This is a genomic window from Pseudomonas sp. 58 R 12, from assembly GCF_900005865.1.
In the GTDB taxonomy this organism is placed as follows: domain Bacteria; phylum Pseudomonadota; class Gammaproteobacteria; order Pseudomonadales; family Pseudomonadaceae; genus Aquipseudomonas; species Aquipseudomonas tritici.
This window is the reverse complement of record NZ_CVTP01000018.1, coordinates 59,662-85,900: the sequence shown is the minus strand read 5'-3', so window position 1 is coordinate 85,900 and position 26,239 is coordinate 59,662. Positions and strand designations below refer to the sequence as shown.

Here is a 26,239-nt window from a genome sequence, read left to right as displayed (position 1 = left end):
AGGGGCTATCAGCTCATCTGCATGACGCGAGTCATGGCCTGATCGTCTTCTTTAGCGCTGTTCATCATCTTGATGTGCAGCTCGAACTGCTTGGAAAGCGCCAACACCGCTGTCATTTCTTCTACGGCATTGACGTTGCTCGCCTGCAGGAAGCCCGAGGTCAGCGTGACCCTCGCGTCGGCTTGAGCCGGCTGGCCATCCTTGGTGTGGATGGTGCCGTCCAGGCCTTTGCTCATGTTCTTCAGGTCCGGCTGGACCAGCTTGATGCGGTCCACTTCAGCCATCACACGCGGGCCTTCACCCATGGCGCGGATGCTGATGGTGCCGTCGGCACCCACTTCGATTTTCTGCTGGGGTGGCACGGCAATCGGGCCACCGTTGCCCATGATCGGCATGCCGTTGCCGGCCCGCAGCACGCCCAGTGCATCGACGTTCATGCTGGCACTGCGCACGTAGGCTTCGCCGCCATCCGGGGTTTGCACGGCCATCCAGCCATCGCCGCTGACGGCAACGTCCAGGTCTCGGCCGGTCTCAATCATCGCGCCAGGGGAGAAGTCGGTGCCTGGGCGCTCGGTCAAGGCAAACGCCCGCGCCGGAAAGCTGTCACCGAACACCGGCATCGAACGCGCCTGCTCCAGGTCACGCTGGAAACCATTGGTGGAAATGTTCGCCAGGTTGTTGGCATGGGCCTTCTGCGCCAGAGCATTCTGGCTGGCGCCGGTCATTGCCACATAAAGGTACTTGTCCACGCTCTTTCCTCTTTCTGACGGACGCTTGCCGCCCACCGCTGTACTGATGAGGCTTAAGCAATTTGCGAACCAACTTTTGAAAAGAGGCTCAAGTGCAGGCTGGGCGGGGGTTTGGCGGCAGGCCTCAAGTTTTCAAGGCTGGGAGAGAGTCGAAAAAACGGCGGACTACTGCCGCCTGCGGCAAGTGGCGGTCTTGAAAGCGACAAAGATCAAAGGTGGGAGCTGGCTTGCCTGCGATAGCGATCAGTCAGTGAAGCCTGCGGGAGCTGACGCTCCGCTATCGCAGGCAAGCCAGCTCCTACAGTTTGACCCTGTTTAGCCAGTGGGTTATTTGTCCGCCTTGATCACTTCGTAATCGCGCAACTTATTGGCGATGGTGGTGTGCGACACCCCCAAGCGCTTGCCCAACTGCCGACTGCTCGGGTGCTCGGCGTACAAACTTTCCAACACCGCCTTCTCAAACCGCCCGACGATGTCTTCCAAGCCGCCCTCCAGGGAAAAATCGCCAAGCGGCTGACGCACCCCGTAATCCGGCAACCGAATATGCTCCGCCTTGACCATCCCGCCCTCGCACAACGACACCGCCTGGAACAGCACGTTTTCCAATTGCCGTACGTTGCCTGGCCAGTGGTAGTGGCTCAGGCGATCCATCGCGGCGGGCGCCAACTTGGGCAATGGGCAGCCGATCTGCCGGCTCGCCTGGTCCAGAAAGTGATCCACCAAGGGCGCCAGTCCATCGAGGCATTCGCGCAGCGGCGGGATGTGCAGGGACAGCACGTTGAGGCGGTGATAAAGGTCCTGGCGGAATTCGCCACGGGCGCACAGTTCAGACAAGTCCACTTGGGTAGCACAGATCACCCGCACATCCAGGTACACCTCTTCATCGCTGCCTACGCGGCGGAAGCAACCGTCCTGCAAAAAGCGCAGCAACTTCACCTGCAAGCGCGCGCTCATTTCCCCCACGCCGTCGAGAAACAGCGTACCGCCCGCCGTCAGCTCCAGCAGCCCCAGCTTGCCTTCGGCGCGTGCGCCTTCGAACGCGCCGGGGCCGTAGCCGAACAGCTCGGTCTCGGCCATTGACTCCGGCAAGCCAGCGCAGTTAAGCGCCATCAACGGCGATTGACCACGCGGGCTGGCCAGGTGACAGGCACGGGCCAGCAGTTCTTTGCCGGTGCCGGTTTCGCCTTCTATTAATAGAGGCGCATCCAGCGGCGCCATGCGTCGCGCCTCGCGAACCACGGCGGCCATGACCTTGGAACTCTGGAAGATGCTGTCAAAGCCGCGCAGCTCCTGCTTGCGCACGTTGTAGATGCGTTCACCGACGCGGTCGGCGCGGTGCAACGTCAGCACGGCGCCGGCCATGGCGTCGCTGTCATCATGTTCGGACGATTGCAGTGGCGCGATGTCCGCCAGGAACACGTCACCCTTGACCTTGACCCGCAGGCCGTTGATCCGCGATTTGCTCGCACGCACCAGCTCCGGTAAGTCGAAGTCCTCGGCATACCGTGACAGCGGAATCCCCGGCACTTCATCCACCCGCACCCCGAGCAACTGGGCCGCCGCACGGTTGGCGGCGACGATGGAACCGCCCATGTCGATCGACAGCACCGGAAACTCCAGGGCGCCGAGCAGCGCATTGAGTTCCATGTGCCGGCGCTCGCTGGGCATCAGCCCTACCCTTTTCACCCCAAACACGCCGGCAATCGCCTCGAACTGCGGGCGCAGCGCCTGGAACTGCATGTTCACCAGGTTCGGGCAGTACAGGTAAATGGCATTGCCATGCTCACCGCCGACCTCGCCCTTGGCGACGTTGACACCGTACTCCACCAACAGGTTGAGGATGTCCCGCAGGATGCCGATGCGGTTCTGGCAGTGCACTTTGATACGCATGAAAAGGCCCGAAAGTTGGGTAAGCGCCGCGTCTTTTTGTCGCTGGGCGCAGATAGTCGTCAAGATTATGTGACAGCTTTGGGGGTTTTCCCAGCCCAACACAGCAGCAAACTCGACATCCGTAACGAATACTTTACGAAAAACGGTAAACTTTCCTACTCAGAGGCGTTTTAAACAGATGGAATCCCGGCGCGCGCGGGTTATCAATAGGCTCAACGCAGGACATAACAAGAACGAATGCCTAGCAGGAGAGCCGTATGAAGCAGACGCAGTACGTGGCCCGCGAGCCCGATGCGCAAGGTTTTATCCATTACCCGCCGGAAGAACACGCGGTGTGGAACACCCTGATCACTCGTCAATTGAAAGTGATTGAAGGGCGCGCCTGCCAGGAATACCTGGACGGCATCGACAAGCTCGGCCTGCCTCTGGACCGAATTCCACAATTGGGCGAGATCAACAAGGTGCTGGCCGACACCACCGGCTGGCAAGTCGCCCGCGTGCCGGCGCTGATCCCTTTCCAGACCTTCTTCGAATTACTCGCCAACAAGCAGTTTCCGGTGGCGACCTTTATTCGCACCCGCGAAGAACTGGATTACCTGCAAGAGCCGGACATTTTCCACGAGATCTTTGGCCATTGCCCGCTGCTGACCAACCCCTGGTTTGCCGAATTCACCCATACCTACGGTAAGCTCGGCCTGGCGGCCACCAAGGAGCAACGGGTGTACCTGGCGCGCTTGTACTGGATGACCATCGAGTTTGGCCTGGTGGATACACCCGAAGGTCGGCGCATCTACGGTGGCGGTATTCTGTCGTCGCCCAAGGAAACGGTGTACAGCCTGTCTTCCGAGCCTGAACACCAAGCCTTCGATCCGCTGGAGGCCATGCGCACGCCGTATCGCATCGATATCCTGCAACCGCTGTACTTCGTGCTGCCAAACCTCAAGCGCCTGTTCGAAGTCGCGCAGGAAGACATCATGGGCATGGTCGAGCGTGGCATGCAGCTGGGTCTGCACGCCCCAAAATTTCCACCGAAGCCCAAGGCTGCTTGAACCCTACATCTTAAGGCCAGGTGAGTCTGTTCCCTGGCCCCTCGTTGCTTTAGGGTAACGCTACTGACCTTCAAACATTCGAATTCAGGACACCTCCATGACCACCTTGAACCAAGCCCACTGCGAAGCCTGCCGCGCCGATGCCCCGCAAGTCAGCGATGAAGAACTGCCGGTGCTGCTCAAGCAGATCCCCGACTGGAACATCGAAGTCCGCGACGGCGTGATGCAGCTGGAAAAGGTTTTCCTGTTCAAGAACTTCAAATTTGCCCTGGCCTTCACCAACGCCATGGGTGAAATCTCCGAAGCCGAAGGCCATCACCCAGGCCTGCTCACCGAGTGGGGAAAAGTCACCGTGACCTGGTGGAGCCACTCCATCAAGGGCCTGCACCGCAACGACTTCATCATGGCCGCACGCACGGACGAAGTGGCCAAGGACGCCGAGGGCCGAAAGTAATGCATTTCGATGCCATTGGCCGCGTGCCCGGCGACCCGATCCTCGGGCTGATGGACCTGTATGCCCAGGACACCAACCCGAACAAATTCGACCTGGGCGTGGGCGTCTACAAGGATGACCAGGGACTGACGCCGATTCCACACTCGGTGAAGTTGGCCGAGCAGCGCCTGGTGGACACGCAAACCACCAAGACCTACATCGGCGGCCACGGTAATGCTGCGTTCGGCTCGCTGATCAGCGAACTGGTGCTCGGCGCAGAGTCGGCGCTGATCCGTGAACGCCGCGCCGGCGCCACCCAGACCCCAGGCGGCACCGGAGCCCTGCGCCTGAGCGCCGACTTCATCGCCCACAATCTGCCCGGCCGTGGCGTATGGCTGAGCAACCCGACCTGGCCGATCCACGAAACCATTTTCGCCAAGGCCGGGATTAAGGTCAGCCATTACCCGTACGTGGGTGCAGACAACCGCCTGGATGTGACGGCGATGCTCACTACCCTGTCCAGCGTGCCAGAGGGCGATGTGGTGCTGTTGCATGCCTGCTGCCACAACCCGACCGGTTTCGACTTGACCCAGGATGATTGGCGCCAGGTGCTGCAGATTGTGCGTGAGCGCCAGTTGCTGCCGCTGATCGACTTCGCCTATCAGGGCTTTGGCGATGGCCTGGAGCAGGACGCCTGGGCAGTGCGGCTGTTCGCGGCGGAGTTGCCGGAAGTACTGGTCACCAGTTCCTGCTCGAAGAATTTTGGCCTGTACAGCGACCGTGTTGGCGCGTTGATCGTGTGTGCGGCGGATGCCGAGAAGCTTACGGATGTGCGCAGCCAGCTTGCTAACACGGCACGCAATCTGTGGTCGACGCCGCCGGATCACGGCGCAGCCGTGGTGACCACGATTCTGGGCGATGCCGAGCTGAAAAAGCGATGGAGCAATGAAGTCGAAGCCATGCGCTCGCGGATCGCCCACCTGCGATCCGGGCTGGTGGAGGCGTTGGCGCCCCACGGTTTATCGGAGCGGTTTGCCCATATTGGGGCGCAGCGCGGGATGTTTTCCTATACCGGCTTGAGTGCCGAGCAGGTCAAGCAACTGCGGGAGAAGCACAGCGTGTACATGGTGAGTTCGGGGCGGGCTAACGTGGCGGGGATTGATGCGACGCGGTTGACGTTGCTGGCTCAAGCCATCGCCGACGTCTCCAACTGACGAAACCGAATCAGAACTGTGGGAGCTGGCTTGCCTGCGATGGCGGTCTATCAACAAAAAATGTGGGGCTGACACACCGCTATCGCAGGCAAGCCAGCTCCCACATTTTTGACCGTGTGAAGCCTTTAACTTGTGACCAGTTCAGCCTTCAGCAGGGCCTCTTTCGCCTGCGCATCCGCCAACCGATACAACTCGATACTCCCATCCCAGTGCTCGATCAACGCCGTGCACGACTCCACCCAATCCCCGCAGTTGAGGTAATCCACCTCGCCCACCTTACGAATCTCCGCATGGTGGATATGCCCGCACACCACGCCATGCAACCCGCGCTTGGTCACTTCGTGGGCGATCGCTTCTTCGAAATCGCTGATAAAGCTCACGGCCGTCTTGACCTTGTGCTTGAGGTAAGCCGACAGCGACCAATAGCCATAGCCATACCGTGCACGCCAATGGTTCAGCCAGCGGTTCAGCGTAAGAGTGAACTCATAGGCCGAGTCGCCGAGAAACGCCAACCAACGGTGATAGCGGGTGATCACGTCGAACTGATCGCCATGGATCACCAACAGATGACGGCCATCAGCCGTCACATGCACCGCTTCATCCACCAATTGGATATTGCCCAGGATCAGCTTGGAGTAGCGGCGCAGGAATTCATCGTGGTTGCCGGTGACGTAGATTACCTCGGTGCCGCGCTTGGCCATGGTCAGCAAGCGGCGGATCACGTTGGTGTGGGCCTGGGGCCAATACATGCCGCCGCGCATTTTCCAGCCGTCGATGATGTCGCCTACCAGGTAGACCTTATCGGCGTGGTAGCCCTTGAGGAACTGCGACAAATGTTCGGCCTGGCAATCCCGGGTGCCCAGGTGCACGTCGGAAATCCACAGGGTACGAACCCGTTGCTTACGGCTGGGCTTGACGAACTCGGCACTGGTCATGGGCATCCCTCGACGCTGTTTTGGCGAGCTTGCGCCTTGGCGGTTAATAGCCCATGACAGCTGTGCGTCAGTCTGATGACAGCGCCGACCGAACGCGAAGCGTTGTAGACTGCCGGCTTGCCGCCCAGGAGACCGCGATGAGCCCCACTCTCACGCTACGCCACTACCTCGAAGCGCCCATCGCCCACAGCCATGATCATGCGCAGTTGGTGTTCGGCCTGTCCGGGCACCTGGATTTCGAAGTGGACGGCCGTGGCAGCCAGGTGCGCGAAAGCAGCGTGATGGTGCTGCCCTTCTCCGCGCATCATGCCTGCGGCAGCCGCGATGGCAGCCGCTGCCTGGTGCTGGATGTGCCCACCGAGCATTGGGTGCTGCAATCGTTGGGCGAACATGCCGATGCCAGTCGCCGCCTGCTTGATCAACCCACGCGACTCGCCCTGGATTCGCGGCAAAGCCAACTGGTGCAATGGCTGGCGCAGAGCCCGGTGGATGATCCGCTGATCGTCCAGCAAGGCGCGGTGCTGTTGTTGGCCAGCCTCAATCACCCGCTGGCTCAACCGCTGCCGGGCCGGCGCCTGCCGTACGAGGCATTCAATGCGCATATCGAGCGCCACGTTGCACACCCGTTGCAGGTAGCCGACCTGGCGCGCATCGCAGACCTGTCGGTGGCGCGCTTGCACGCGCGGTTCATGGCGGAATGTGGGCAGACGCCGATGGACTATATCCGCCGCCGGCGCCTGCACATGGCCTTGGACCTGCTGCGCAAAACGCCGTTACCCATTGGTGAAATCGCCGATCGCGTCGGCTATACCTCGCAGAGCGCATTTGCGGCCGCGATGCTGCGTGAGTTTGGCGCCTCGCCGGGCGCATTGCGACGCAACGCGTAGGAAGAGTCTCGCAATAAAAATCGCGAGCCGGACGACAGACGCCTGCACGACAGACCCACTAGACTGCGCTTCTGTCACCCGCTTGATTCAAGGATCACAATGACTCCCCGCTCAGCCCTCGGCGCCCTGCACATCGGCGCATTGATGTTTGGCCTCACCGGTGTATTCGGCAAACTGGCGGCCGCCTCGCCCGCCATCATCGTCTTTGGCCGCGCTGTGTTTGCCGTGGTTGCCCTGGCACTATTTGCACGGTTCGCGAGCAACACTGCCTGGAAAAAGCTGGAGCTGCGCGACTGGCGCCGGCTGCTGGTCAGCGGCGTATTGCTGGCCGCGCATTGGGTAACGTTCTTTATTGCCGTCAAGGTGGCCGGCGTGGCCGTCGCGACCCTGGGGTTTACCGCGTTCCCGGCCTTTACCGTGATCCTTGAGGGACTGATTTTCCGCGAGCGCATTCGCGCCAATGAAGTGCTGTTGGTGGTACTGGTCAGCATCGGCCTGGTGCTGGTCACGCCGGACTTCAACCTCGCCAGCGAAGCCACCGGCGGGTTGCTCTGGGGGATCGCTTCGGGGCTGCTGTTTTCCCTGCTGTCACTGAACAATCGCGCCAGTTCCGGGCGCATCCCTGCGGTGCAGGCGGCGCTGTGCCAGAACGTGGTGGTTGCAGCGTGCCTGTTGCCCGTGGCAGCACCTGGGCTGGCGGACGTGCGGGCGATTGACTGGCTGTGGATCGGCTTGCTCGGCGTGTTCTGCACGGGCCTGGCCCACAGCTTGTTTGTCGCCAGCCTCGCGGTGATCAAGGCGCGCACGGCTTCGGTGGTGTTTGCCATGGAGCCGGTCTACGGCATCACCGCAGCCTGGCTGCTATTTGCCGAAACCCCGACGCTGCGCATGCTGCTCGGCGGTGTGCTGATCATCGTCGCGATCGTGTTGTCGGGCTTGATGGGCGGCGCCAGCCAGGCCAAACAGCCTGCGGCAACGGCCTGATCTCTAAAACTTACTGCGTGCGGTCGTTGTGCCCCAGGTCACGTTGCGGGTCGATCTGGTCGCGCACGCGCTGCTTGAGCACCTTGGCTTCAGGGAAGCCGCCGTCGGCCTTACGCTCCCAGATCTGCACGCCATCGCAGGTGATGCGAAACGCGCCGCCGGTGGCGGGCGCCAGTGACACTTTGCCCAGGTCATCGGCAAACGTGCTCAACAATTCCTGCGCCAGCCAGGCGGCGCGCAGTAGCCACTGGCACTGGGTGCAATAGGTGATAACGATCTCGGGTTTGATCGAAGACATAATTTGAGAAGCTCCAGGCGTAACGGGCTTGGCGGATCGAGTGGCTATAATACCGGCCTTTATCGTCCAGCCTTGAGATTCATGATGCGCCGCCTGCTGTCCTGCCTGTTTCTGTGCTTGCTTCCCCTTGTTGCCGATGCCGTTGAAACGCCACGCCCGAAAATCGGCCTGGTGCTGTCCGGTGGCGCCGCCCGTGGGCTGGCGCATATCGGCGTACTCAAGGCGCTAGAGGAGCAAGGCATTCAGATCGATGCGATTGCCGGCACCAGCATGGGCGCGGTGATCGGCGGGCTGTACGCGTCGGGGTACAAGATCGATGAGCTGGAAAAACTTGCGCTGAGTATCGACTGGCAACAGGCGCTGTCTGACGCACCGCCTCGGGAAGACGTACCGTTCCGGCGCAAGCAGGATGACCGGGATTTCCTGGTCAAACAGAAACTCAGCTTCCGCGATGACGGCAGCCTCGGCTTGCCACTGGGCGTGATCCAGGGCCAGAACCTGGCACTGCTGCTGGAAAGCATGTTCGCCCACAGCAGCAACACGCGTAACTTCGACAAGCTGCCAATCCCCTTCAGAGCCGTTGCCACCGATATCACCACGGGCGAAAAGGTGGTATTCAGCAAGGGCCACTTGCCCCAGGTGATCCGCGCCAGCATGTCGATCCCGGCCGTGTTCGCGCCAGTGGAGTTGGACGGAAGACTGCTGGTGGACGGCGGCATGACCGACAACATCCCGCTGGATGTGGCACGGGAAATGGGCGTGGATATCGCCATTGTCGTGGACATCGGCACCCCGCTGCGCTCGCGCAAGCAACTGGCCACGGTGGTGGACGTGCTTAACCAATCCATCACCCTGATGACCCGGCGCAACTCCGAAGAGCAACTCAAGGACCTGCACCCCAAGGACGTGCTGATCCAGCCGCCGCTCGCTGCCTATGGCGTGACCGACTTTGGCCGCGCCAAGGACATGATCGACGCCGGCTACCGCGCTACCCGCGCCCTCGATGCCCGCCTCGCCCATCTGCGCCCCGTCGAGCCAATCGACCCGCAATTGATGGCGGCCCGTACCCCAGGAGAACGCACGCCGACAATCACCGCCATCAGCGTGGAAAACGACTCGAAAGTCAGCGACGACGTGATCCGCTACTACATCCGCCAGAACCTGGGCGAGCCGCTGGACCTGGGCCGCCTGCAAACGGACATGGGCACCCTGTATGGCCTGGATTACTTCGAGCAAGTGCAATACCGCGTGATCAAGAAAGGCAAGGAAAACACCTTGGTGATCAGCGCGCGCGGCAAGCGCAGCGGCACCGATTACCTGCGCCTGGGCCTGAACCTGTCGGATGACATGCGCGGCGATAGCGCCTTCAACCTTGGCGCGAGCTACCGCGTGAACGGTATCAACCGCCTCGGCGCCGAATGGCTGACACGGGTGCAGATCGGTGATCGACAAGAGCTGTACAGCGAGTTCTACCAGCCGATGGACACTGGCTCGCGTTACTTTGTCGCCCCTTATATCAGCGCCCAGGCGCAGAACGTCGAACTGATCCTGGACAACGACCCCATCTCCGAATACCGCCTGGAACGCTACGGTTTCGGCTTGAACGTAGGGCGCCAGATTGGCAACAGTGGCGAGATCCGCTTCGGCGTCGGTGAAGCCTGGGGCAAGGCGGACGTGCGCATCGGCGACCGCGACCTGCCCAGCGTGAGTTTCAGCGAGGGCTTCTATGAGCTGAAGTACTCCTTCGACACCCTGGACAATGTGTACTTCCCCCACACCGGCGAAGACATCGGCCTGGCCTACCGCGAATTCGAACCGGGGCTGGGCTCAGACCAGCGCTACCGCCAATGGGAGTTCAAGCTGGACAAGGCCATGAGCCACGGCCCGGACACACTTGTGCTGGGCGGGCGCTATGGGCGCACACTGGATGATTCGGATGTGGTGATTTCCAGCTTCCTGCTGGGGGGCGCGCGGCAGTTGTCGGGCTTCCGCCAGGATGCGATCTCGGGCCAGAACATCAGCTTGATGCGGGCGGTGTACTACCGCCGGCTGACGCCACGCTCGTACCTGCCGCTGGATTTCCCGTTGTACCTGGGGGCGTCACTGGAACGCGGCCGGGCGTGGAACAACGACAATGAGTTCGACAGCGGCTATATCAACGCGGCGAGTATTTTCCTGGGCTTTGATACACCGTTGGGGCCGCTGAACTTCAGCTATGGGTTCAACGATGACAATCAGAAGGCGGTGTATCTGAACCTGGGGCAGACGTTCTAGGGCTGCCACAGCACGAATGTGTGGGCTTGTTGTGGCGAGGGAGCTTGCTCCCGCTGGGGCGCGAAGCGGCCCTAAAAAGATTAACTCGTTTTTTCAGATAGACCGGGGTCTGCCATGGGGTTGCTGCGCAGCCCAGCGGGAGCAAGCTCTTTCGCCACAGCAAGCCCCATTATCAATCCGCCGTATCAGGACTTTTCCAGGTTCGCCAGGATGTGCCCGTGCACGCGCATGCACACACTCAAATCGGCTTCATCCACCCCCACAAACAACTCATGACGCAACGCCGTGGCGATCGTCTCGATCTGCTCGATCAGTGGCCGGGCGGTATCACACAGCAGGATGCGCTTGGCACGACGGTCTTCCACCACCGCCTGGCGTTGCACCAGGCCTTGGCCTTCAAGGCTGTCCAGCAGCCGGGCCAGTGTCGGCCCTTCCACGCCAACGCTTTGCGCCAACTCACGCTGGGTGGGCGCTTCTTCGAAACGGGCAAGGTGCAGCAGCACCAGCCAGCGAGCTTGGGACAAGCCAAGCCCCGCCAAACGGCGGTCCAGCTCGGCGCGCCAACCACGAGACATCTGCGCCAGTTGCATGCCAAATCGGTGTTGATCGGTTAACGGCATAAAAAACTCTTGTTTTAGACTGAAAATAAAGTGTGGCTAATTATTAGTCAGCTAAGCATGAGCTTTGCCAGTAGGCAAGAGTTGCTATGTACTGATCTATTACATTGTCGTAATTGGCGCACTAAATCTCGAATTCAGACTGCAAAGCCGCCCGCACGCAGTACAAAACACCCTCAGGAACACGGCCGGTAAACAGCGGCGCGATCTCCGCCACAGGTGGCAATTCGCCCTCTCCGTCGAGAAACGCATCCTGGATTTCGCCGAGCAGATCCTCTGGCAAATCAAGCGCCTGCTCCAACGACAACTGCTGCTTGCCGATGGATTCCGCCAGCAAGGTGTAGACGTTCTTTTCCGAGCATTGCAGTTGGCCGGCGATCTGGATCGGGGTCATGCCGGCGCGTGCCAGGCTGATCAGTTCGTGGCGGATATCGGCGACTTCCTTCGGCGCTTCGGCCTGGCCGCCGAGCACTTCAAGGAAGGCCTGGCCGTAGCGCTCCAGCTTGCGTGCGCCCACGCCACTGACGCGCGCCATCTCGGCCATGCTGGTGGGTTGCTCGCGCAACATCTCCAGCAGGGTGGAATCGGGAAAAATAACGTACGGCGGCACGCTGTGTTCCTGCGCCAGTTTGCGGCGCAGGGTGCGCAAGGCCTCCCACTGCTCGCGCTCTTCGCCACGCACCAACTGACTGGCCTGGCTGGTGCTGCTCTTGGCGGTGGTCTGCGGCTTGAGGTCGCGGCGCAGCTCCAGGCTCACTTCGCCCTTGAGCAACGGTCGGCAGCTGTCGTTCAGGCGCAGGCCGCCAAAGCCCTCGATATCGATGTCTACCAAGCCCCGCGCAACCATCTGCCGGAACAGTGAGCGCCACTCGCCCTCGGCGCGGGCCTTGCCGACGCCGTAGACCGAAAGTTTCTCGTGGCCGAAGCTGCGCACTTTCTCGTTGTCCTTGCCCAGCAACACGTCCACCAAATGACCGACGCCATAACGCTGGCCCGTGCGATAAATAGCGGACAGAGCCTGACGCGCCGGCTCCGTGGCGTCCCAGGTCTGCACGCCATCAATGCAGTTGTCGCAATGGCCGCAAGGCTCAGGCATGTCTTCGTCAAAATACGCCAGCAAGGTCTGGCGACGGCAACGGGTCTCTTCACACAGCGAGAGCATCGCGTCGAGCTTGTGCTGCTCCAGGCGTTTGTGACGCTCGTCGCCTTCGGAGTTCTGCAGCATCTGCTTGAGCATCACCACGTCTTGCAGGCCGTAGACCATCCAGGCATCCGCCGGCAGGCCATCACGGCCGGCGCGACCGGTTTCCTGGTAGTACGCCTCGAGGGATTTAGGCAGGTCCATGTGCGCGACAAAGCGCACGTTGGATTTGTCGATGCCCATGCCGAACGCGATGGTGGCTACCATGATCAGCCCCTCCTCATTGAGGAAGCGCTTCTGGTGAGCAGAGCGCGTTTCGTTGGGCAGGCCGGCGTGATAAGGCAAGGCCGGATAACCTTGCTCGCAGAGGAACGCGGCGACTTCATCAACTTTTTTACGCGACAGGCAGTAAACGATGCCCGCGTCGCTGCGCCGCTCGGACAGGAACGCGAGCAACTGCTTGCGTGGCTGCTCCTTGGGCACAATGCGGTAGAAAATATTCGGCCGGTCAAAGCTCGACAGAAAGCGCTCGGCGTTCTGCAGGTGCAGCCGCTCGACGATTTCTTCGCGGGTGCGCTTGTCGGCGGTGGCCGTCAGGGCAATCCGCGGAACGTCGGGGAACAACTCAGCCAATTGCCCCAGTTGCAGGTATTCGCGACGGAAATCGTGGCCCCATTGCGATACGCAGTGGGCTTCGTCGATGGCGAACAGGGCGATTTCCAGGCTCTGTAGAAAGGCCAGCATGCGCGGCTGCACCAAGCGCTCAGGGGCCAGGTAAAGCATTTTTACTTCACCGCGCTTGATACGGGCCGCCAGGTCGCGCTGTTGCTCGGCACTGAGGGTAGAGTTCAAGGCCGCCGCAGCGACGCCGAGCTCTTCCAGGGTTGCCACCTGATCGTCCATCAGTGCGATCAGCGGCGACACCACCACCGCCAGGCCATTGCGCAACAGCGCCGGCACCTGGAAGCACAACGACTTGCCGCCCCCGGTAGGCATCAAGACCAGTGCGTCACCACCACTGGCCACGCGCTCAATGATCGCACCCTGGCGGCCACGAAAACTGTCGTAGCCGAAGATGTCCTTGAGGACGCGTTGAGCCTGCTCGAGCATGTAAAACTCCAAAATAGTGCGGAAATCCCTCTGTACAGGCTGGTCGAAAAAACCCGGTCTCACGGGAAATAATCCGTAAGCGAAGTTTTCGCGCGCTGGGTTTGGCCTGCAAGGGCATCACAAAACGCGGCAGTATACCCGAGCGATACCCGGCAAAGGGCGCCACTGACGAATTGCAGCCCGTCTCTAAAAGCGGGCAAATCTGCATGGCGGCTGGCCTGGGCGCTCAAGAAAGCCTAGAATTCAGCATCGTTTATTTCCAAGGTAGTCCTTCAATGTCCTTCGCTGAGCAACTAACCCGCCTGCAAGCCTTCCTCGACGCCGATGAGCTGCATGACGAGGCGCTGGACTACGTGGCCGCCCACGGCTATCTGACCGCCCTGTCGATCTGCGCCGAGGTCGTACCCGACCGTGAATGGATCGACGCCCTGTTCGCCGAAGAGCCGCACTACGCCGACGACGCGCAACGCGAAGAAATCGAATCCACCCTGTTGGCCCTCAAGGCCCACATCGGTCGCCAACTGGCGTCGGACGAAGAATTCGAGCTGCCATGCGAACTGGACCTGGGCGAAGAGCCGGACGACTCCGACCTGCGCGGCTGGTGCATCGGTTTCATGGAAGGCGTGTTCCTGCGCGAAGCCGCCTGGTTCGAAACTGCCGAGGAAGAAGTGAGCGAAATGTTGCTGCCGATCATGGTGGGGTCGGGCCTGTTCGACGACCAGCCGGAGTTCGCCGATATCGCCGCCGACGCCAACCTGATGGACGACATGATCGTACAGATCCCGGAAGCCCTCACCGCGCTGTACCTGCTGTGCAACGCCCCTGACGAAAAACCGGCGATCCTCAAGCCACGTCACCACTGAGTCGCTTGCCCGTGACACCCATGGGCAATCGTTCGCTGCTCCTGCGCTACGTGCTGCTGGCCATCGGCTGGTTGAGCGTAGCGCTGGGGGTGATCGGCATCTTCCTACCGGTCTTGCCGACAACGCCCTTCCTGCTGCTCGCCGCCGCTTGCTTCGCCCGAAGCTCCCCACGCTTCTACCATTGGCTGGTGCAACACCCGCGCCTGGGTCCGTGGATCCGCGACTACCTGGACGGCAACGGTATCCCTCTTAAAGGCAAGGTCTACGCCATCGGCTTGATGTGGTTGAGCATCAGTGTGTCCTGCTACCTGGTGCCATTGCCGTGGGCACGTGGCTTCATGTTGACCAGTGCCGTGCTGGTGACGATCTACATCCTGCGCCAAAAGACCCTGCCGCCTCGATAACGGCGGCGCCTGGCTTGCCTGCGAGCAAGTCCTCTGCGTAGCAGCTGTCGAGCCTCGGCGAGGCTGCGTCAGCGGTGTGTCAGACAGGCCGCCAACGCAGCCTCGCCGGGGCTCGACAGCTGCTACGTGCTATGACATTGAAAATGTGTAGATACACCGCAGGTTCATTCAGAGGACGCGTCGCTGCGTTGCGGGCAAGTCGTGGCGTCGCACCGCGGGCGCCCACACGAACCACTCACCCGACCTTGGTCGACACTGACTAACCCCGAGCATCATGCGAGACTGTCCAACCGGGCCTGGAATGCCCGGGTGTTCCCATGCTCGGAGTTACCATGACGCTGTCCAGCGGGCTGATCGCCGCCGTTGCCCTGGCCTATATGGCCATAATGTTTGCCATCGCCTTCTATGGTGACCGTCGCCGTGCGCCACTGCCGCCGCGCATGCGTGCCTGGGTGTATAGCCTGTCGCTGGCCGTGTATTGCACCAGTTGGACATTCTTCGGTGCTGTAGGTCAGGCCGCCGAACAGTTGTGGGCATTTTTACCGATCTACCTGGGACCGGTGCTGTTGCTGGTGTTGGCACCCTGGGTCCTGCAAAAGATGATCTTGATCAGCAAGCAGGAAAACATCACGTCCATCGCCGACTTTATCGCCGCGCGCTACGGTAAATCCCAATCGTTGGCGGTGGTGGTCGCGTTGATCTGCCTGGTGGGGGTACTGCCCTACATCGCGCTGCAACTCAAAGGCATCGTGCTGGGCGTCAATCTGCTGATCGGCGCTGGCGCCGACACCACCGGCACTCGTGCTCAAGACACCGCGCTGATCGTGTCACTGGTGTTGGCGCTGTTCACGATTGTCTTCGGTACACGCAACCTCGACGCCACGGAGCACCACCGCGGTATGGTGCTGGCGATTGCGTTTGAATCCCTCGTCAAGCTGTTCGCGTTTCTCGCGGTCGGCGCGTTTGTGACCTACGGCTTGTACGACGGATTCGGCGACCTTTTCAGCCAAGCGATGCTCGCCCCCCGCCTGGATGAATACTGGAAAGAGACCGTCAACTGGCCGTCCATGGTGGTGCAGACCGGTGTCGCGATGATGGCGATCATCTGCCTGCCTCGGCAGTTCCATGTCACGGTGGTGGAGAACATCGACCCTCAGGATCTGCGCCTGGCCAAATGGGTGTTTCCCGCGTATCTGATTCTTGCCGCGCTGTTTGTAGTACCGATCGCCTTGGGCGGCAAGATGATGCTGCCCAGCTCGGTAATGCCCGACTCCTACGTGATCAGCCTGCCGATGGCCGAAGCCCATCCCGCACTCGCCGTACTGGCGTTTATCGGCGGCGCTTCAGCGGCCACCGGCATGGTGATCGTGGCGAGCATTGCCTTGTCGACCATGGTGTCCAACGACATGCTGCTGCCCTGGCTGCTGCGCCGTTCCGGCGCCGAGCGACCGTTCGAAGTGTTCCGCCACTGGATGCTGTCGGTACGCCGGGTCAGCATCGTGATCATCCTGCTGTTGGCCTACGTGAGCTATCGCCTGCTGGGCTCAACCGCGAGCCTGGCGACCATCGGCCAGATCGCCTTTGCCGCCGTCACCCAACTGGCGCCGGCGATGCTCGGCGCACTGTATTGGAAGCAAGCCAACCGACGCGGTGTATTCGCGGGGCTCGCTGCGGGCACTTTCCTGTGGTTCTACACCTTGGTCCTACCGGTTACGGCGAAAAGCCTGGGTTGGTCCCTTAGCCTTTTCCCAGGACTGACGTGGATGCATTCGCACCCGCTGGGTCTGTCCGTCACCTCATTGACCTTGGGCACGGTGTTCTCCCTGGCGGGTAACTTTACGCTGTTTGTGTGGGTGTCGATGCTGTCCCGCACGCGGGTTTCCGAGCATTGGCAAGCCGGGCGGTTTATCGGCCAGGAAATCAGCCAGCGCGCCACCGCACGCTCGATGCTGTCGGTGCAGATCAGCGACTTGCTCAGCCTGGCCGCACGCTTCGTGGGTGAGGAACGGGCACAGCAAAGCTTCATCCGCTTTGCCTATCGCCAGGGTAAAGGCTTCAACCCCAATCAGAACGCAGACAACGAGTGGATCGCCCACACGGAGCGGTTGCTGGCGGGTGTACTCGGTGCATCGTCGACCCGGGCGGTGGTGAAAGCCGCCATCGAAGGGCGCGAGATGCAGCTGGAGGACGTAGTACGCATCGCCGATGAAGCGTCGGAAGTGCTGCAGTTCAACCGCGCATTGCTGCAAGGTGCTATTGAGAACATCACCCAGGGCATCAGCGTGGTCGATCAGTCCCTCAAATTGGTGGCCTGGAACCGGCGTTACCTGGAGTTGTTCAACTACCCGGACGGGCTGATCAGCGTCGGTCGGCCGATTGCCGACATCATCCGCTACAACGCCGAACGCGGCCTGTGCGGGCCGGGCGAAGCCGAGGTTCACGTGGCGCGCCGCCTGCACTGGATGCGCCAGGGCCGTGCGCACACCTCTGAACGTTTATTCCCCAATGGGCGGGTGATCGAGCTGATCGGCAACCCGATGCCCGGCGGCGGTTTCGTAATGAGTTTCACTGACATTACCGCCTTCCGCGAAGCCGAGCAGGCACTCACGGAGGCCAACGAAGGCCTGGAACGACGGGTGACCGAGCGCACCCATGAGCTGTCGCAGCTCAACGTAGCGCTCACCGACGCCAAGGGCGTGGCCGAGTCCGCCAGCCAGTCGAAGACGCGCTTCCTGGCGGCGGTCAGCCATGACCTGATGCAGCCCTTGAACGCTGCACGCCTGTTCTCCGCCGCCCTCTCGCACCAGAACGAAGGCCTGTCCGGCGAAGCCCGGCAATTGGTGCAGCACCTGGACAGCTCGCTGCGCTCCGCCGAAGACCTGATCAGCGACCTGCTGGATATCTCACGCCTGGAAAACGGCAAGATCAATCCGCAGCGCCAGCCTTTTGTACTCAACGAGCTGTTCGACACTTTGGGGGCAGAGTTCAAGGCGCTGGCCCAGGAGCAGGGTCTGCGCTTCCGCCTGCGCGGCAGTCGAGTGCGTGTCGACAGCGACATCAAGTTACTGCGGCGAATCCTGCAGAATTTTCTCACCAACGCCTTCCGTTATGCCGACGGCCCGGTGCTGCTGGGCGTACGTCGACGCAAGGGCGAACTGTGCCTGGAAGTGTGGGACCGTGGCCCCGGGATACCGTTGGATAAACAGCAAGTGATCTTTGAAGAATTCAAGCGTTTGGACAGCCACCAGACCCGCGCGGAGAAAGGCCTGGGGCTTGGCCTGGCCATCGCAGACGGCCTGTGCCGTGTGCTGGGCCATCGCCTGAGCGTGCGCTCATGGCCTGGCAAAGGCAGCGTATTCAGTGTGCGCGTGCCACTGGCGCGCAACCAGGCCAGCCCGCAGGTCAAGACACCACAGGAAACCGGCCTGCCGCTGAGCGGTGCTCAGGTGCTGTGCGTGGATAACGAAGAGAGCATTCTGATCGGCATGCGCAGCCTGTTGACGCGGTGGGGGTGTGAAGTGTGGACCGCGACGGACCAGGCGCAATGCGCGGCGTTGCTGGCGGATGGCGTGCGCCCGCAACTGGCCCTGGTGGACTACCACCTGGACCATGGCGAAACCGGTACTGAGTTGATGGGATGGCTGCGCGCGCAATTGGCGGAGCCGATTCCCGGCGTGGTGATCAGTGCCGACGGCCGCCCGGAGATGATGGCCGAGGTGCATGCGGCGGGGCTGGATTATTTGGCTAAACCGGTCAAGCCGGCGGCGTTGCGGGCTTTGCTGAGTCGGCATTTGCCGCTGTAGGCCGGTCCGACTGGGTCAAATGTGGGAGCTCGCTTGCCTGCGATAACGGTGGATCTTTCACGACCGCTATCGCAGGCAAGCCAGCTCCCACACCCACCGCATCTTATTCAGGTAGATGGGCAACACCGTCTGAATCGGTCATCGCCCGCTCCAACAAATCCGCCGGCAAGCTCTTGCTGGCCCGAGCACCAAGCAACCGCAATTGCTCGGTCCGGCTGACCAGATTTCCGCGTCCATCTGTCAGCTTGTTTCGCGCCGAGCTGTAAGCCTTATCCAGCTGTTGTAAGCGGTTACCTACTTCATCCAGGTCTTGGATAAACAGCACGAACTTGTCATACAGCCACCCCGCACGCTCGGCGATTTCTCGCGCGTTCTGGCTCTGGCGCTCCTGCTTCCACAGGCTGTCGATCACGCGCAGGGTAGCGAGCAACGTGGTCGGGCTGACGATCACGATATGGCGGTCGAACGCTTCCTGGAACAGATTCGGTTCGGCCTGCAACGCAGCGGAAAACGCTGCTTCGATCGGCACGAACAGCAACACGAAATCCAGGCTATGCAAGCCTTCCAGGCGTTTGTAATCCTTACCGGCCAATCCTTTGACGTGGTTGCGCAACGACAGCACGTGCTGCTTCAACGCTGCTTGGCCGATCACATCATCATCCGCGGCCACGTACTGTTGATACGCGGTGAGGCTGACCTTGGAATCCACCACCACCTGCTTGTCGCCGGGCAACATGATCAGCACGTCGGGCTGGAAACGCTCGCCGTCCGGGCCCTTCAGGCTGACCTGGGTCTGGTACTCGCGGCCTTTCTCCAGGCCCGCATGCTCCAGCACCCGCTCAAGGATCAGTTCACCCCAGTTGCCTTGGGTTTTCTGGCCCTTGAGCGCGCGGGTCAGGTTGGTGGCCTCGTCTGACAGGCGCAGGTTCAGTTGCTGTAGGCGCTCAAGCTCCTTGGCCAGGGAAAAACGCTCGCGCGCCTCGCTCTGATAGCTCTCTTCCACGCGTTTTTCGAAGGACTGGATGCGCTCTTTCAATGGGTCGAGCAGTTGGCCCAGGCGCTCCTGGCTGGTTTCGGCGAAGCGCTGTTCACGCTCGTCGAAGATCTTGCCGGCCAGTTCGGCGAACTGTGCACGCAGTTCATCCCGCGAGCCTTGCAGGTCGGCTAGGCGTTGTTGATGGCTATCCTGCTGTTCACGCAGTTCTGCGCGCAAAGCGGCCGACAACGCATCGAGGCGGCGGAGCTCGGTCTCCCTGGCGCTGCGGTCGAGGTTCCAGGCGTGGGCGGCGTCGCGCGCGTTGTCGCGGTCGATCTGCAGCAGTTCGACTTCGCGGCGCACAGCGGCCAAGTCAGCCTGCTTGGCCGCGTTGGCCTGGCTCAGATCGCTGATCTCATCGCGGCTGGCATCCAACTGTGCGGCGAAGCCTTCCTGGGCCAGTTGCGCGGTCGCCAGGCGCTCTTCGAGCAGTTCCCAGCCGGTCATGCGCGCGGTCAGCCGGCGCTGAAGCTGCCAGCACACGGCCAATAAAGGCACAGCTGCGCCAGCAAGGCCCAGGGCAATACTGGTCCAGTCAAAAACCATAGACATGTCTGCCATCACCGAAAAAAAGCAAGGTTAGCGGAGCACAGGGCCTGAGGACAGCTCAGTCTTCGACCTGGCCCAGTTCACGCTGGGCGCGGCGGTCACCGGCGCGGGCCGCCAGGCGCAGCAGGTCGTGGCCGATGCGGCGGTCGCGGGCATTTCCGCACTCACGGCACATCAGTTGGCCCAGGCGGCTTTGGGCGGCAACCACGCCTTCACGGGCCGGCTGCTTGAGCAAACGCCCGGCGAAGTGTTTGACGTTGGTGTTGTGACCCAGGCGGGGGCTGTCGAGCAACCACAAGGCAACTTTCAAGGAGAAGCGTTTGGGAGCGGTAACAGTTTGAGGAGTGTCGGTAACAGAAGGTGATACTGAGCGAAACTTCATAAAGCACTGTGGGACAGAACGGAAGGCGCGCCACTCTACTCTTTTTTTCGTACAGGTAAAGCTGAAAAAACTCTGTACGCCCGTTCTAGAGCAAGCGCTCGGGACAATCCACAGAAGCTGTGGATAACTCAGTGGACAACCCTGCTTTAACTCGCGCAAAGCCCCATGGCATGGGGGTCGCAGTCAAACTGACGATTTTTTCACCAATAAAAAAAAGCCAGATTTTTCATTGACTTAAATTTCCATTGCAGGCAACTGGTGGCTCTGCAGTGCAGTTGACAGCGCGGTTACACACCCCGCAACTAATGTGCACAAGTACCCATCCGCTGGTTATATCGCCGGCTTTTCTTGAAGCAATTCGCCGCAATAATGTTACCGCCAGGGCAAAACAGGGACTTTTCAAATCTTTGCTGGCTCGCCACACTCCCCGCCCTAAAACGCAACGGTGGGTGAGTCGATGAAAGGAATGCTGTTGTTCGCCGTGTTGCTACTGGCCATCTGCTCCGCTTCCCTGGGAATCAATGCGGCACTGCCCTCCCCGGATGGCGCGCTGTTTGCCATCGCTATCCTGCTGTCGGCGGCTTTCACTGCCGTGAGCCTGTGCATTGAATTGGGCGAAGGCCGCATCAATGACATGGCCGATGTGATGAAGGTGGTCGAGACCGGCCAGTCACTGCGCTTGACCCTCGCCGCCTACGGACTGGGCTGCTCGCTGGCAGCGGCGATCACTGTGCTGGTCTATCGAGGCCTGCTGGGCGGCTGATTGAAGTTTTTTGACTTGCATACTTCCCTAACCTGATTCAATCCGTTACTATCCGCGGCGTTAGTACCAAGCTGAAAGTCAATTCTGGTCGAACAAGTCCCCTGAACAACACGGGATCGACCACCTCGATGGTTTCCAGGTATCACTTGCGACGACACGGCCTTTGAACAAGCAAAGGGTGTCGCGAAGTTTCAATACTCTGACCGAACCAACCTGCAAATTGATCAGGATCTTCACCCCGGGCCCAGAACCTTTGCCCCTGTTGTGTTGCCTGCCCTCCTAAGTACCTACCTGCCAGCCCAAGCGCGCCTAAATTATTAGCGCTTCAAACTGGCTGCTTTGTTCCAGTCGGGTTCTTCGTTTGATCAATAGTGATCAACGTCACTGGAACGTTTTAATACGGCACGGTTCTTATCCGTGTCATTTGTAGGAACACCCATAACATGAACGCTCAAATCCATACTCAGGATGCCATTCGCACCCTCACCAACGCTTTTGCCCCAATGAACTGCCTGATCATGGCCGCTCGCAAAGGCTGCTTCAGCTTCACCCTGGTTAACGAACACGGCATCGCACGTCACAGCGAACGCCTGTACCCCGATCAATACTCCAGCGCAGAACCGCTGCAGGCCGTGATCGAGCGTACCCGTCAGGCACTGGTTGCCTGATCGACCCGAGTCGCTGAAACACAAAAGACCCTGCTCAAAAAGCAGGGTTTTTTATTGCCTGCGATTTGAGTATCAACCTTTTGCCCTAAGTTCAAATAGATATAACCGTTATAACTGGATGCAGAAGATGTTTTAAAAACAGTCCTTTACATCGTAAATATGACACTACACTTCAACTCAAGCGGCTTGATCCGCTTCCGGCGAGCCTGAGATCCGATCCACCGCTGCCAAGCCCCCCCCTTCTCAGGACTCGTCGACCACTTTCACGGATTGAGGCGTGTATGGGTATCGCTGCCAGCGAATTGTGTCGTTATGTGATCCGGCCGACCTTGCTTTACCTCGGCCGCCATAACCAAACGGCTGAGTCCTTGCTGCTGGGCATTGCCGCCAGCCAATCGGAATTGGGTTCCGCCTTGCATGACCGGCGTGGACACGGCCTGTACAGCATCACCGAACCTCGCCATCGCGCCTTGTGGGACGATTACCTCGCGCTGGACCCCGATCGCGCGAGCCTGGTGCGCGGCCTGGCCAGCCAGCATGCGTTCCTCAGCGCGCCGCAACTCGAACTGACGGTTAACCTGCGCTATGCCACGGCCATTGCCTGGCTTTTAGTCGAACAACACACTCTCGCACTGCCCCCGCCGGGTGATGTGCTGGGTATGGCGCGTATCTGGAAAGAAATTTTTCACCCTCAAGGACGCCTGCGTGATTTCACTCAAGCCTGGCAAACCTGTGTTTCACCCATGAATCACGCGGTTTGCTGACCGGGCAATTTGCAAGATTCGTCAAAAAACCCGAATTCTGGTCGGATTGTCCTACAAAACCGCTCTATCTCCTACGTTTCAGCCTATAGCGCGATGTTAAATTTATTGATACTTTCCGCAGCGGTGATCACTCGGAGTTCTAATAATGAAAAAAGTAATGCTCAAGACCACACTTAGCCTCGCCGTTGCCATGGCCTCCTCCCAACTGTTTGCAAGCGGTTTCGCGCTGAACGAACAAAGCGTGAGCGGGATGGGTACCGGTTTCGCGGGTCGCTCTTCTTCTGCCGATGATGCAAGCACTGTTTACGGTAACCCTGCCGGTATGGCTCGCCTGAATGGCCAGCAAATCACGGGTGGCGTTGCAGCAATTGATGCCTCGACTGACATCAGCGACACCGGCGGCAACTCGCGCGGCTCGAATAAAGGCGACATGGTCCCGTTCACCGCGGTGCCATTCGGTTTCTACACCAACAAACTCAATGATCAGTGGGCCATCGGCTTCGGTGTATATGCACCGTTTGGCCTGGTGACCGACTATGAAAACGGCTTCCAGGGCCGTGGCTTCGGCAGCAAGAGCGAAGTGAAGGTCATGACCTTCCAGCCAACTGTCAGCTATGCCTTCAACGACCGCGTATCCATCGGCTTTGGCCCGACCATCAACCGGATTTCCGGTGTACTGGAATCGGACAGGACGCTGAACCCTGCCGTCAGCGATACCAACGTCAAGATCAAGGGTGACGACACCGCGCTGGGCTTCAACGTCGGCGTACTGGTCCAGGCCACCGATACCACCCGTGTCGGCCTGACCTACCACTCGAAGGTCAAGTACAAGCTTGAAGGCCACACCACCGTCAGCGGCCCTACGGCGACTCAACCGTTTTTGCGAAACAACCGTTACGATGCTTCGCTGAAAATCGACACGCCTGAGTCCTACGACCTGTCGGTCACTCAAGACCTGACCGATGCCTGGAAATTGTATGGCGGTGCTACCTGGACGCGCTGGAGCCGCCTGAAGGAAATCACCGTCAACAACGAAGGCGTTACAGCCGCTGGCGGCGCTTTGGCAACAAGCCAACTCACTTCCATCACCGAAGAACAAAACTGGCACGACACTTGGGCCTACGCGGTGGGTACCTCCTACCAGTTGACCAAGCAAGTGGTGCTGCGTACCGGCCTGACGTTCGACCAGTCGCCCACCAACAATACTGACCGCTCGCCGCGCATCCCGACTGGCGACCGTACGATTTTCAGCGTTGGCCTGGGCTACAAAGTCATGGATAACATGACCGTCGACCTGGCTTACTCCTACCTGAAAGAAGAAGACATCAAGGTCAACCAGACCGCTGATGCACCGTCGACGGCGAGCTACCGCGCCAAGTACGAAAACAGTGCCAATGGTTTCGGCCTGGGCATGACCTACACCTTCTGATCCAGACAGGTGTAAAAAAGCCCCGCTCTCCTGCAAAGGAGGCGGGGCTTTTTAACGGCTGACAATCAAGGCTTGGAAGCAATCGCCTCTTCCACCGCCTTGATCAGGTCCGGGTTGTCCGGCTTGGTCAGGCTGGAGAAATTGGCAATCACCTTGCCTTGTCGATCCACCACGTACTTGTAGAAATTCCATTTCGGCGGCGCGTCGGTCTGCTGCGCTAACACCTTGAAAAGGTGTACCGCATCCGGGCCCTTGACCTTCTGTGGTTCGGTCATGGTGAAGGTAACGCCATAGTTGACGTAACACACCTTAGCCGTCTCTTCGCCGGTCTTGGCTTCCTGCTTGAAGTCATCGGAGGGCACGCCGATCACTTCCAGCCCTTCGCCCTTGTAGCGTTGGTACAAGGCTTCGAGACCTTTGAACTGTGGGGCGAACCCACAGAAGCTCGCCGTGTTGACGATGACCAAGGGTTTGCCGGCAAACCGCTCGCACAGGTCGATGGATTCCTTGGCGCGCAGCTTGGGCAACTGGCCTTCCAGCAGCGGCGGGCAACTGGCAGCCAGGGCGGCACTGCCGACAGCCATCAAGACGGGTACAGCGAGCCAACGCATCTGCATGTCGTGTGTCCTTGAAAATAATCAGACCATGAAGTTAACAGATCGACATACCCAACTGCATCAACGCGAGACCGCCGTTCTGCCAGCCCCACCAGGCCAGCAGCACCATGATCAACCCCGCGATAACGACTAAACCACGTATCGCTATGCTCATGCCGCCTCCATCTGCGCCTGCAATCGCGCCACTGGCCGCTCACGCACCGGCCAATTCAAGGCCGCGGCGAGCAGGCTCAACAGAATTGCCACCTGCCAGATCAAATCGTAGCTACCGGTTCGATCATAGACCACCCCACCCAACCAGCCCCCCAGGAACGAACCGAGTTGGTGGAACAGGAACACTATCCCACCAAGCATGGAGAGGTTTCGCACACCAAACAGCGTCGCGACTGTGCCGTTGGTCAGCGGCACAGTGGACAGCCACAAGAAGCCCATGGCCATGCCGAACACGTAGGCCGTAACTTCGGTAACCGGCGCCCAAAGAAACACCACGATCACCACCGCACGCAGCAGGTACAACCCTGTCAACAAACGCGGCTTGGACATGCGCCCGCCGAGCCAGCCAGCAGTGTAGGTACCGAAGATATTGAACAGCCCGATCAGTGCCAGCACCGTGGTGCCTGTGGTGGCTGGCAAGTGCTGATCCACCAGATACGCCGGCAGGTGCACGCCGATAAACACCACCTGGAAACCGCAAACAAAAAAGCCAAAGGCCAACAGCCAGAACCCGGAGTGAGAGCACGCTTCCTTCAAGGCTTCGCGCAAGGTTTGCTGACCGGTCATCACCGGCAGTGGCCGGTCCTTGAGCATGGCGACCAGTGGCAGAATCAGTGCCACCATCAAGCCCAGCGCAAGCAATGCGGCGGACCAGCCCAACCAGCTGATCAAACCCAGTGTGCCCGGCACCATGGCGAACTGACCGAACGAACCGGCAGCACTCGCGATTCCCATCGCCATGCTGCGTTTTTCCGGGGCCACGGCGCGGCCGACCACGCCGAGAATCACCGAGAACGAGGTGCCGGACAGCCCGATACCAATCAACAAGCCAGCGCTGAGCGACAACGACCATGCCGAATCAGACATGCCCATCAACACCAGGCCCACGGCGTACAGGATACCGCCTACAAACACCGCTTTAGTGGCGCCAAACCGATCGGCAAGGGCGCCGGTAAACGGCTGCGCCAAACCCCAGATCAGGTTCTGCAAAGCGATCGCGAAGGCGAAGGTCTCACGGCCCCAGCCGAACTCGCTGCTCATCGGCGCCAGGAACAGGCCGAAACCGTGCCGCACACCCAACGACAGTGCCAGGATCAGCGCACTCCCCACAAGAATCCAGCCACTGGTGCGCCACATGGAAGTCATTTCTTATTCTCCGCTCGCGGG

The 26,239-nt window shown here is 60.4% G+C and carries 23 protein-coding genes; 13 read left to right on the top strand and 10 right to left on the bottom strand.

Going from position 1 to position 26,239, the window contains the following annotated elements; translation table 11 throughout:
- Positions 1 to 8: 8 nt before the first annotated feature.
- Both BFP95_RS15390 and BFP95_RS15385 read right to left on the bottom strand, forming a co-directional pair.
- Positions 9 to 749, bottom strand: coding sequence for a flagellar basal body rod protein FlgF (locus BFP95_RS15390; RefSeq protein WP_065873760.1), 741 nt, complete (start codon positions 747 to 749; stop codon positions 9 to 11).
- Between the two features lie 327 nt (positions 750 to 1,076).
- Positions 1,077 to 2,639: a sigma-54-dependent transcriptional regulator gene (locus BFP95_RS15385; RefSeq protein ID WP_065910392.1), complete on the bottom strand. Its 1,563-nt coding sequence runs from the start codon at positions 2,637 to 2,639 to the stop codon at positions 1,077 to 1,079.
- Between the two features lie 257 nt (positions 2,640 to 2,896).
- On the opposite strand from BFP95_RS15385, the gene phhA reads away from it, so the two are divergent.
- From phhA to BFP95_RS15370, 3 genes are all read left to right on the top strand, one after another.
- Entirely contained in the window at positions 2,897 to 3,688 is a 792-nt protein-coding gene (phhA, locus tag BFP95_RS15380) for a phenylalanine 4-monooxygenase (RefSeq protein WP_065910391.1), read from the top strand.
- A gap of 97 nt (positions 3,689 to 3,785) precedes the next feature.
- Positions 3,786 to 4,142 carry a 4a-hydroxytetrahydrobiopterin dehydratase gene (locus tag BFP95_RS15375; protein WP_010208721.1) on the top strand — a complete coding sequence of 119 codons (357 nt, stop codon included), beginning with the start codon at positions 3,786 to 3,788 and terminating at the stop codon, positions 4,140 to 4,142.
- Positions 4,142 to 5,335, top strand: a complete 1,194-nt coding sequence (locus BFP95_RS15370; RefSeq protein ID WP_065910390.1) for an amino acid aminotransferase — start codon at positions 4,142 to 4,144, stop codon at positions 5,333 to 5,335. Before BFP95_RS15375 ends, BFP95_RS15370 begins: the two co-directional genes overlap by 1 nt.
- A gap of 125 nt (positions 5,336 to 5,460) precedes the next feature.
- Here BFP95_RS15370 and BFP95_RS15365 read toward each other — a convergent pair whose 3' ends face one another.
- A complete protein-coding gene (locus BFP95_RS15365) occupies positions 5,461 to 6,270 on the bottom strand; it encodes a UDP-2,3-diacylglucosamine diphosphatase (RefSeq protein WP_049712134.1) in 810 nt (269 codons plus the stop codon).
- A 137-nt stretch (positions 6,271 to 6,407) separates the two neighbouring features.
- Between BFP95_RS15365 and BFP95_RS15360 the strand changes: the two genes are divergently transcribed.
- Both BFP95_RS15360 and BFP95_RS15355 read left to right on the top strand, forming a co-directional pair.
- Positions 6,408 to 7,157, top strand: coding sequence for an AraC family transcriptional regulator (locus BFP95_RS15360; protein WP_065910389.1), 750 nt, complete (start codon positions 6,408 to 6,410; stop codon positions 7,155 to 7,157).
- 99 nt (positions 7,158 to 7,256) lie between these two features.
- Complete coding sequence (locus BFP95_RS15355; RefSeq protein WP_065881170.1) at positions 7,257 to 8,141, top strand: DMT family transporter; 885 nt, start codon at positions 7,257 to 7,259, stop codon at positions 8,139 to 8,141.
- A gap of 10 nt (positions 8,142 to 8,151) precedes the next feature.
- On the opposite strand, the gene BFP95_RS15350 is transcribed toward BFP95_RS15355, so the two are convergent.
- Complete coding sequence (locus BFP95_RS15350) at positions 8,152 to 8,439, bottom strand: SelT/SelW/SelH family protein (protein WP_065873766.1); 288 nt, start codon at positions 8,437 to 8,439, stop codon at positions 8,152 to 8,154.
- Positions 8,440 to 8,523: 84 nt separating this feature from the next.
- Between BFP95_RS15350 and BFP95_RS15345 the strand changes: the two genes are divergently transcribed.
- The gene (locus BFP95_RS15345; RefSeq protein WP_065881172.1) at positions 8,524 to 10,713 is read left to right on the top strand and encodes a patatin-like phospholipase family protein; all 2,190 of its coding nucleotides are present in this window, start codon (positions 8,524 to 8,526) and stop codon (positions 10,711 to 10,713) included.
- Between the two features lie 185 nt (positions 10,714 to 10,898).
- Here BFP95_RS15345 and BFP95_RS15340 read toward each other — a convergent pair whose 3' ends face one another.
- Both BFP95_RS15340 and recQ read right to left on the bottom strand, forming a co-directional pair.
- A complete protein-coding gene (locus tag BFP95_RS15340) occupies positions 10,899 to 11,333 on the bottom strand; it encodes a MarR family transcriptional regulator (RefSeq protein ID WP_028617350.1) in 435 nt (144 codons plus the stop codon).
- Between the two features lie 121 nt (positions 11,334 to 11,454).
- A complete protein-coding gene (gene recQ, locus BFP95_RS15335; protein ID WP_065881174.1) occupies positions 11,455 to 13,581 on the bottom strand; it encodes a DNA helicase RecQ in 2,127 nt (708 codons plus the stop codon).
- 275 nt (positions 13,582 to 13,856) lie between these two features.
- Here recQ and BFP95_RS15330 point away from each other — a divergent pair, with 275 nt between their 5' ends.
- The 3 genes from BFP95_RS15330 to BFP95_RS15320 all read left to right on the top strand — a co-directional run bounded on the left by BFP95_RS15330 (position 13,857) and on the right by BFP95_RS15320 (position 18,651).
- On the top strand, positions 13,857 to 14,444 hold the full coding sequence (locus BFP95_RS15330) for a UPF0149 family protein (RefSeq protein WP_049712128.1): 588 nt from the start codon (positions 13,857 to 13,859) through the stop codon (positions 14,442 to 14,444).
- Between the two features lie 20 nt (positions 14,445 to 14,464).
- Positions 14,465 to 14,848 carry a YbaN family protein gene (locus tag BFP95_RS15325; RefSeq protein WP_065873769.1) on the top strand — a complete coding sequence of 128 codons (384 nt, stop codon included), beginning with the start codon at positions 14,465 to 14,467 and terminating at the stop codon, positions 14,846 to 14,848.
- Between the two features lie 332 nt (positions 14,849 to 15,180).
- Positions 15,181 to 18,651 (top strand): hybrid sensor histidine kinase/response regulator, encoded by a 3,471-nt coding sequence (locus BFP95_RS15320; protein ID WP_065873770.1) that lies wholly within the window; start codon positions 15,181 to 15,183, stop codon positions 18,649 to 18,651.
- 103 nt (positions 18,652 to 18,754) lie between these two features.
- Here BFP95_RS15320 and rmuC read toward each other — a convergent pair whose 3' ends face one another.
- A complete protein-coding gene (gene rmuC / locus BFP95_RS15315; protein ID WP_175405797.1) occupies positions 18,755 to 20,119 on the bottom strand; it encodes a DNA recombination protein RmuC in 1,365 nt (454 codons plus the stop codon).
- Positions 20,120 to 20,294: 175 nt separating this feature from the next.
- Entirely contained in the window at positions 20,295 to 20,618 is a 324-nt protein-coding gene (locus tag BFP95_RS15310; RefSeq protein WP_025855837.1) for a hypothetical protein, read from the bottom strand.
- Positions 20,619 to 21,075: 457 nt separating this feature from the next.
- Between BFP95_RS15310 and BFP95_RS15305 the strand changes: the two genes are divergently transcribed.
- From BFP95_RS15305 to BFP95_RS15290, 4 genes are all read left to right on the top strand, one after another.
- Entirely contained in the window at positions 21,076 to 21,381 is a 306-nt protein-coding gene (locus tag BFP95_RS15305) for a hypothetical protein (RefSeq protein ID WP_065873772.1), read from the top strand.
- A 443-nt stretch (positions 21,382 to 21,824) separates the two neighbouring features.
- Positions 21,825 to 22,049, top strand: a complete 225-nt coding sequence (locus BFP95_RS15300; protein WP_003175353.1) for a hypothetical protein — start codon at positions 21,825 to 21,827, stop codon at positions 22,047 to 22,049.
- Positions 22,050 to 22,330: 281 nt separating this feature from the next.
- Positions 22,331 to 22,813 carry a hypothetical protein gene (locus BFP95_RS15295; RefSeq protein WP_065910388.1) on the top strand — a complete coding sequence of 161 codons (483 nt, stop codon included), beginning with the start codon at positions 22,331 to 22,333 and terminating at the stop codon, positions 22,811 to 22,813.
- A gap of 145 nt (positions 22,814 to 22,958) precedes the next feature.
- Positions 22,959 to 24,242, top strand: a complete 1,284-nt coding sequence (locus tag BFP95_RS15290) for an OmpP1/FadL family transporter (RefSeq protein ID WP_065873774.1) — start codon at positions 22,959 to 22,961, stop codon at positions 24,240 to 24,242.
- Positions 24,243 to 24,307: 65 nt separating this feature from the next.
- Here the strand turns inward: BFP95_RS15290 and BFP95_RS15285 are convergent, their stop codons facing one another.
- Entirely contained in the window at positions 24,308 to 24,859 is a 552-nt protein-coding gene (locus BFP95_RS15285) for a glutathione peroxidase (protein WP_065873775.1), read from the bottom strand.
- Between the two features lie 150 nt (positions 24,860 to 25,009).
- Positions 25,010 to 26,209, bottom strand: coding sequence for an MFS transporter (locus BFP95_RS15280; RefSeq protein ID WP_175402989.1), 1,200 nt, complete (start codon positions 26,207 to 26,209; stop codon positions 25,010 to 25,012).
- Between the last annotated feature and the right edge of the window lie 30 nt (positions 26,210 to 26,239).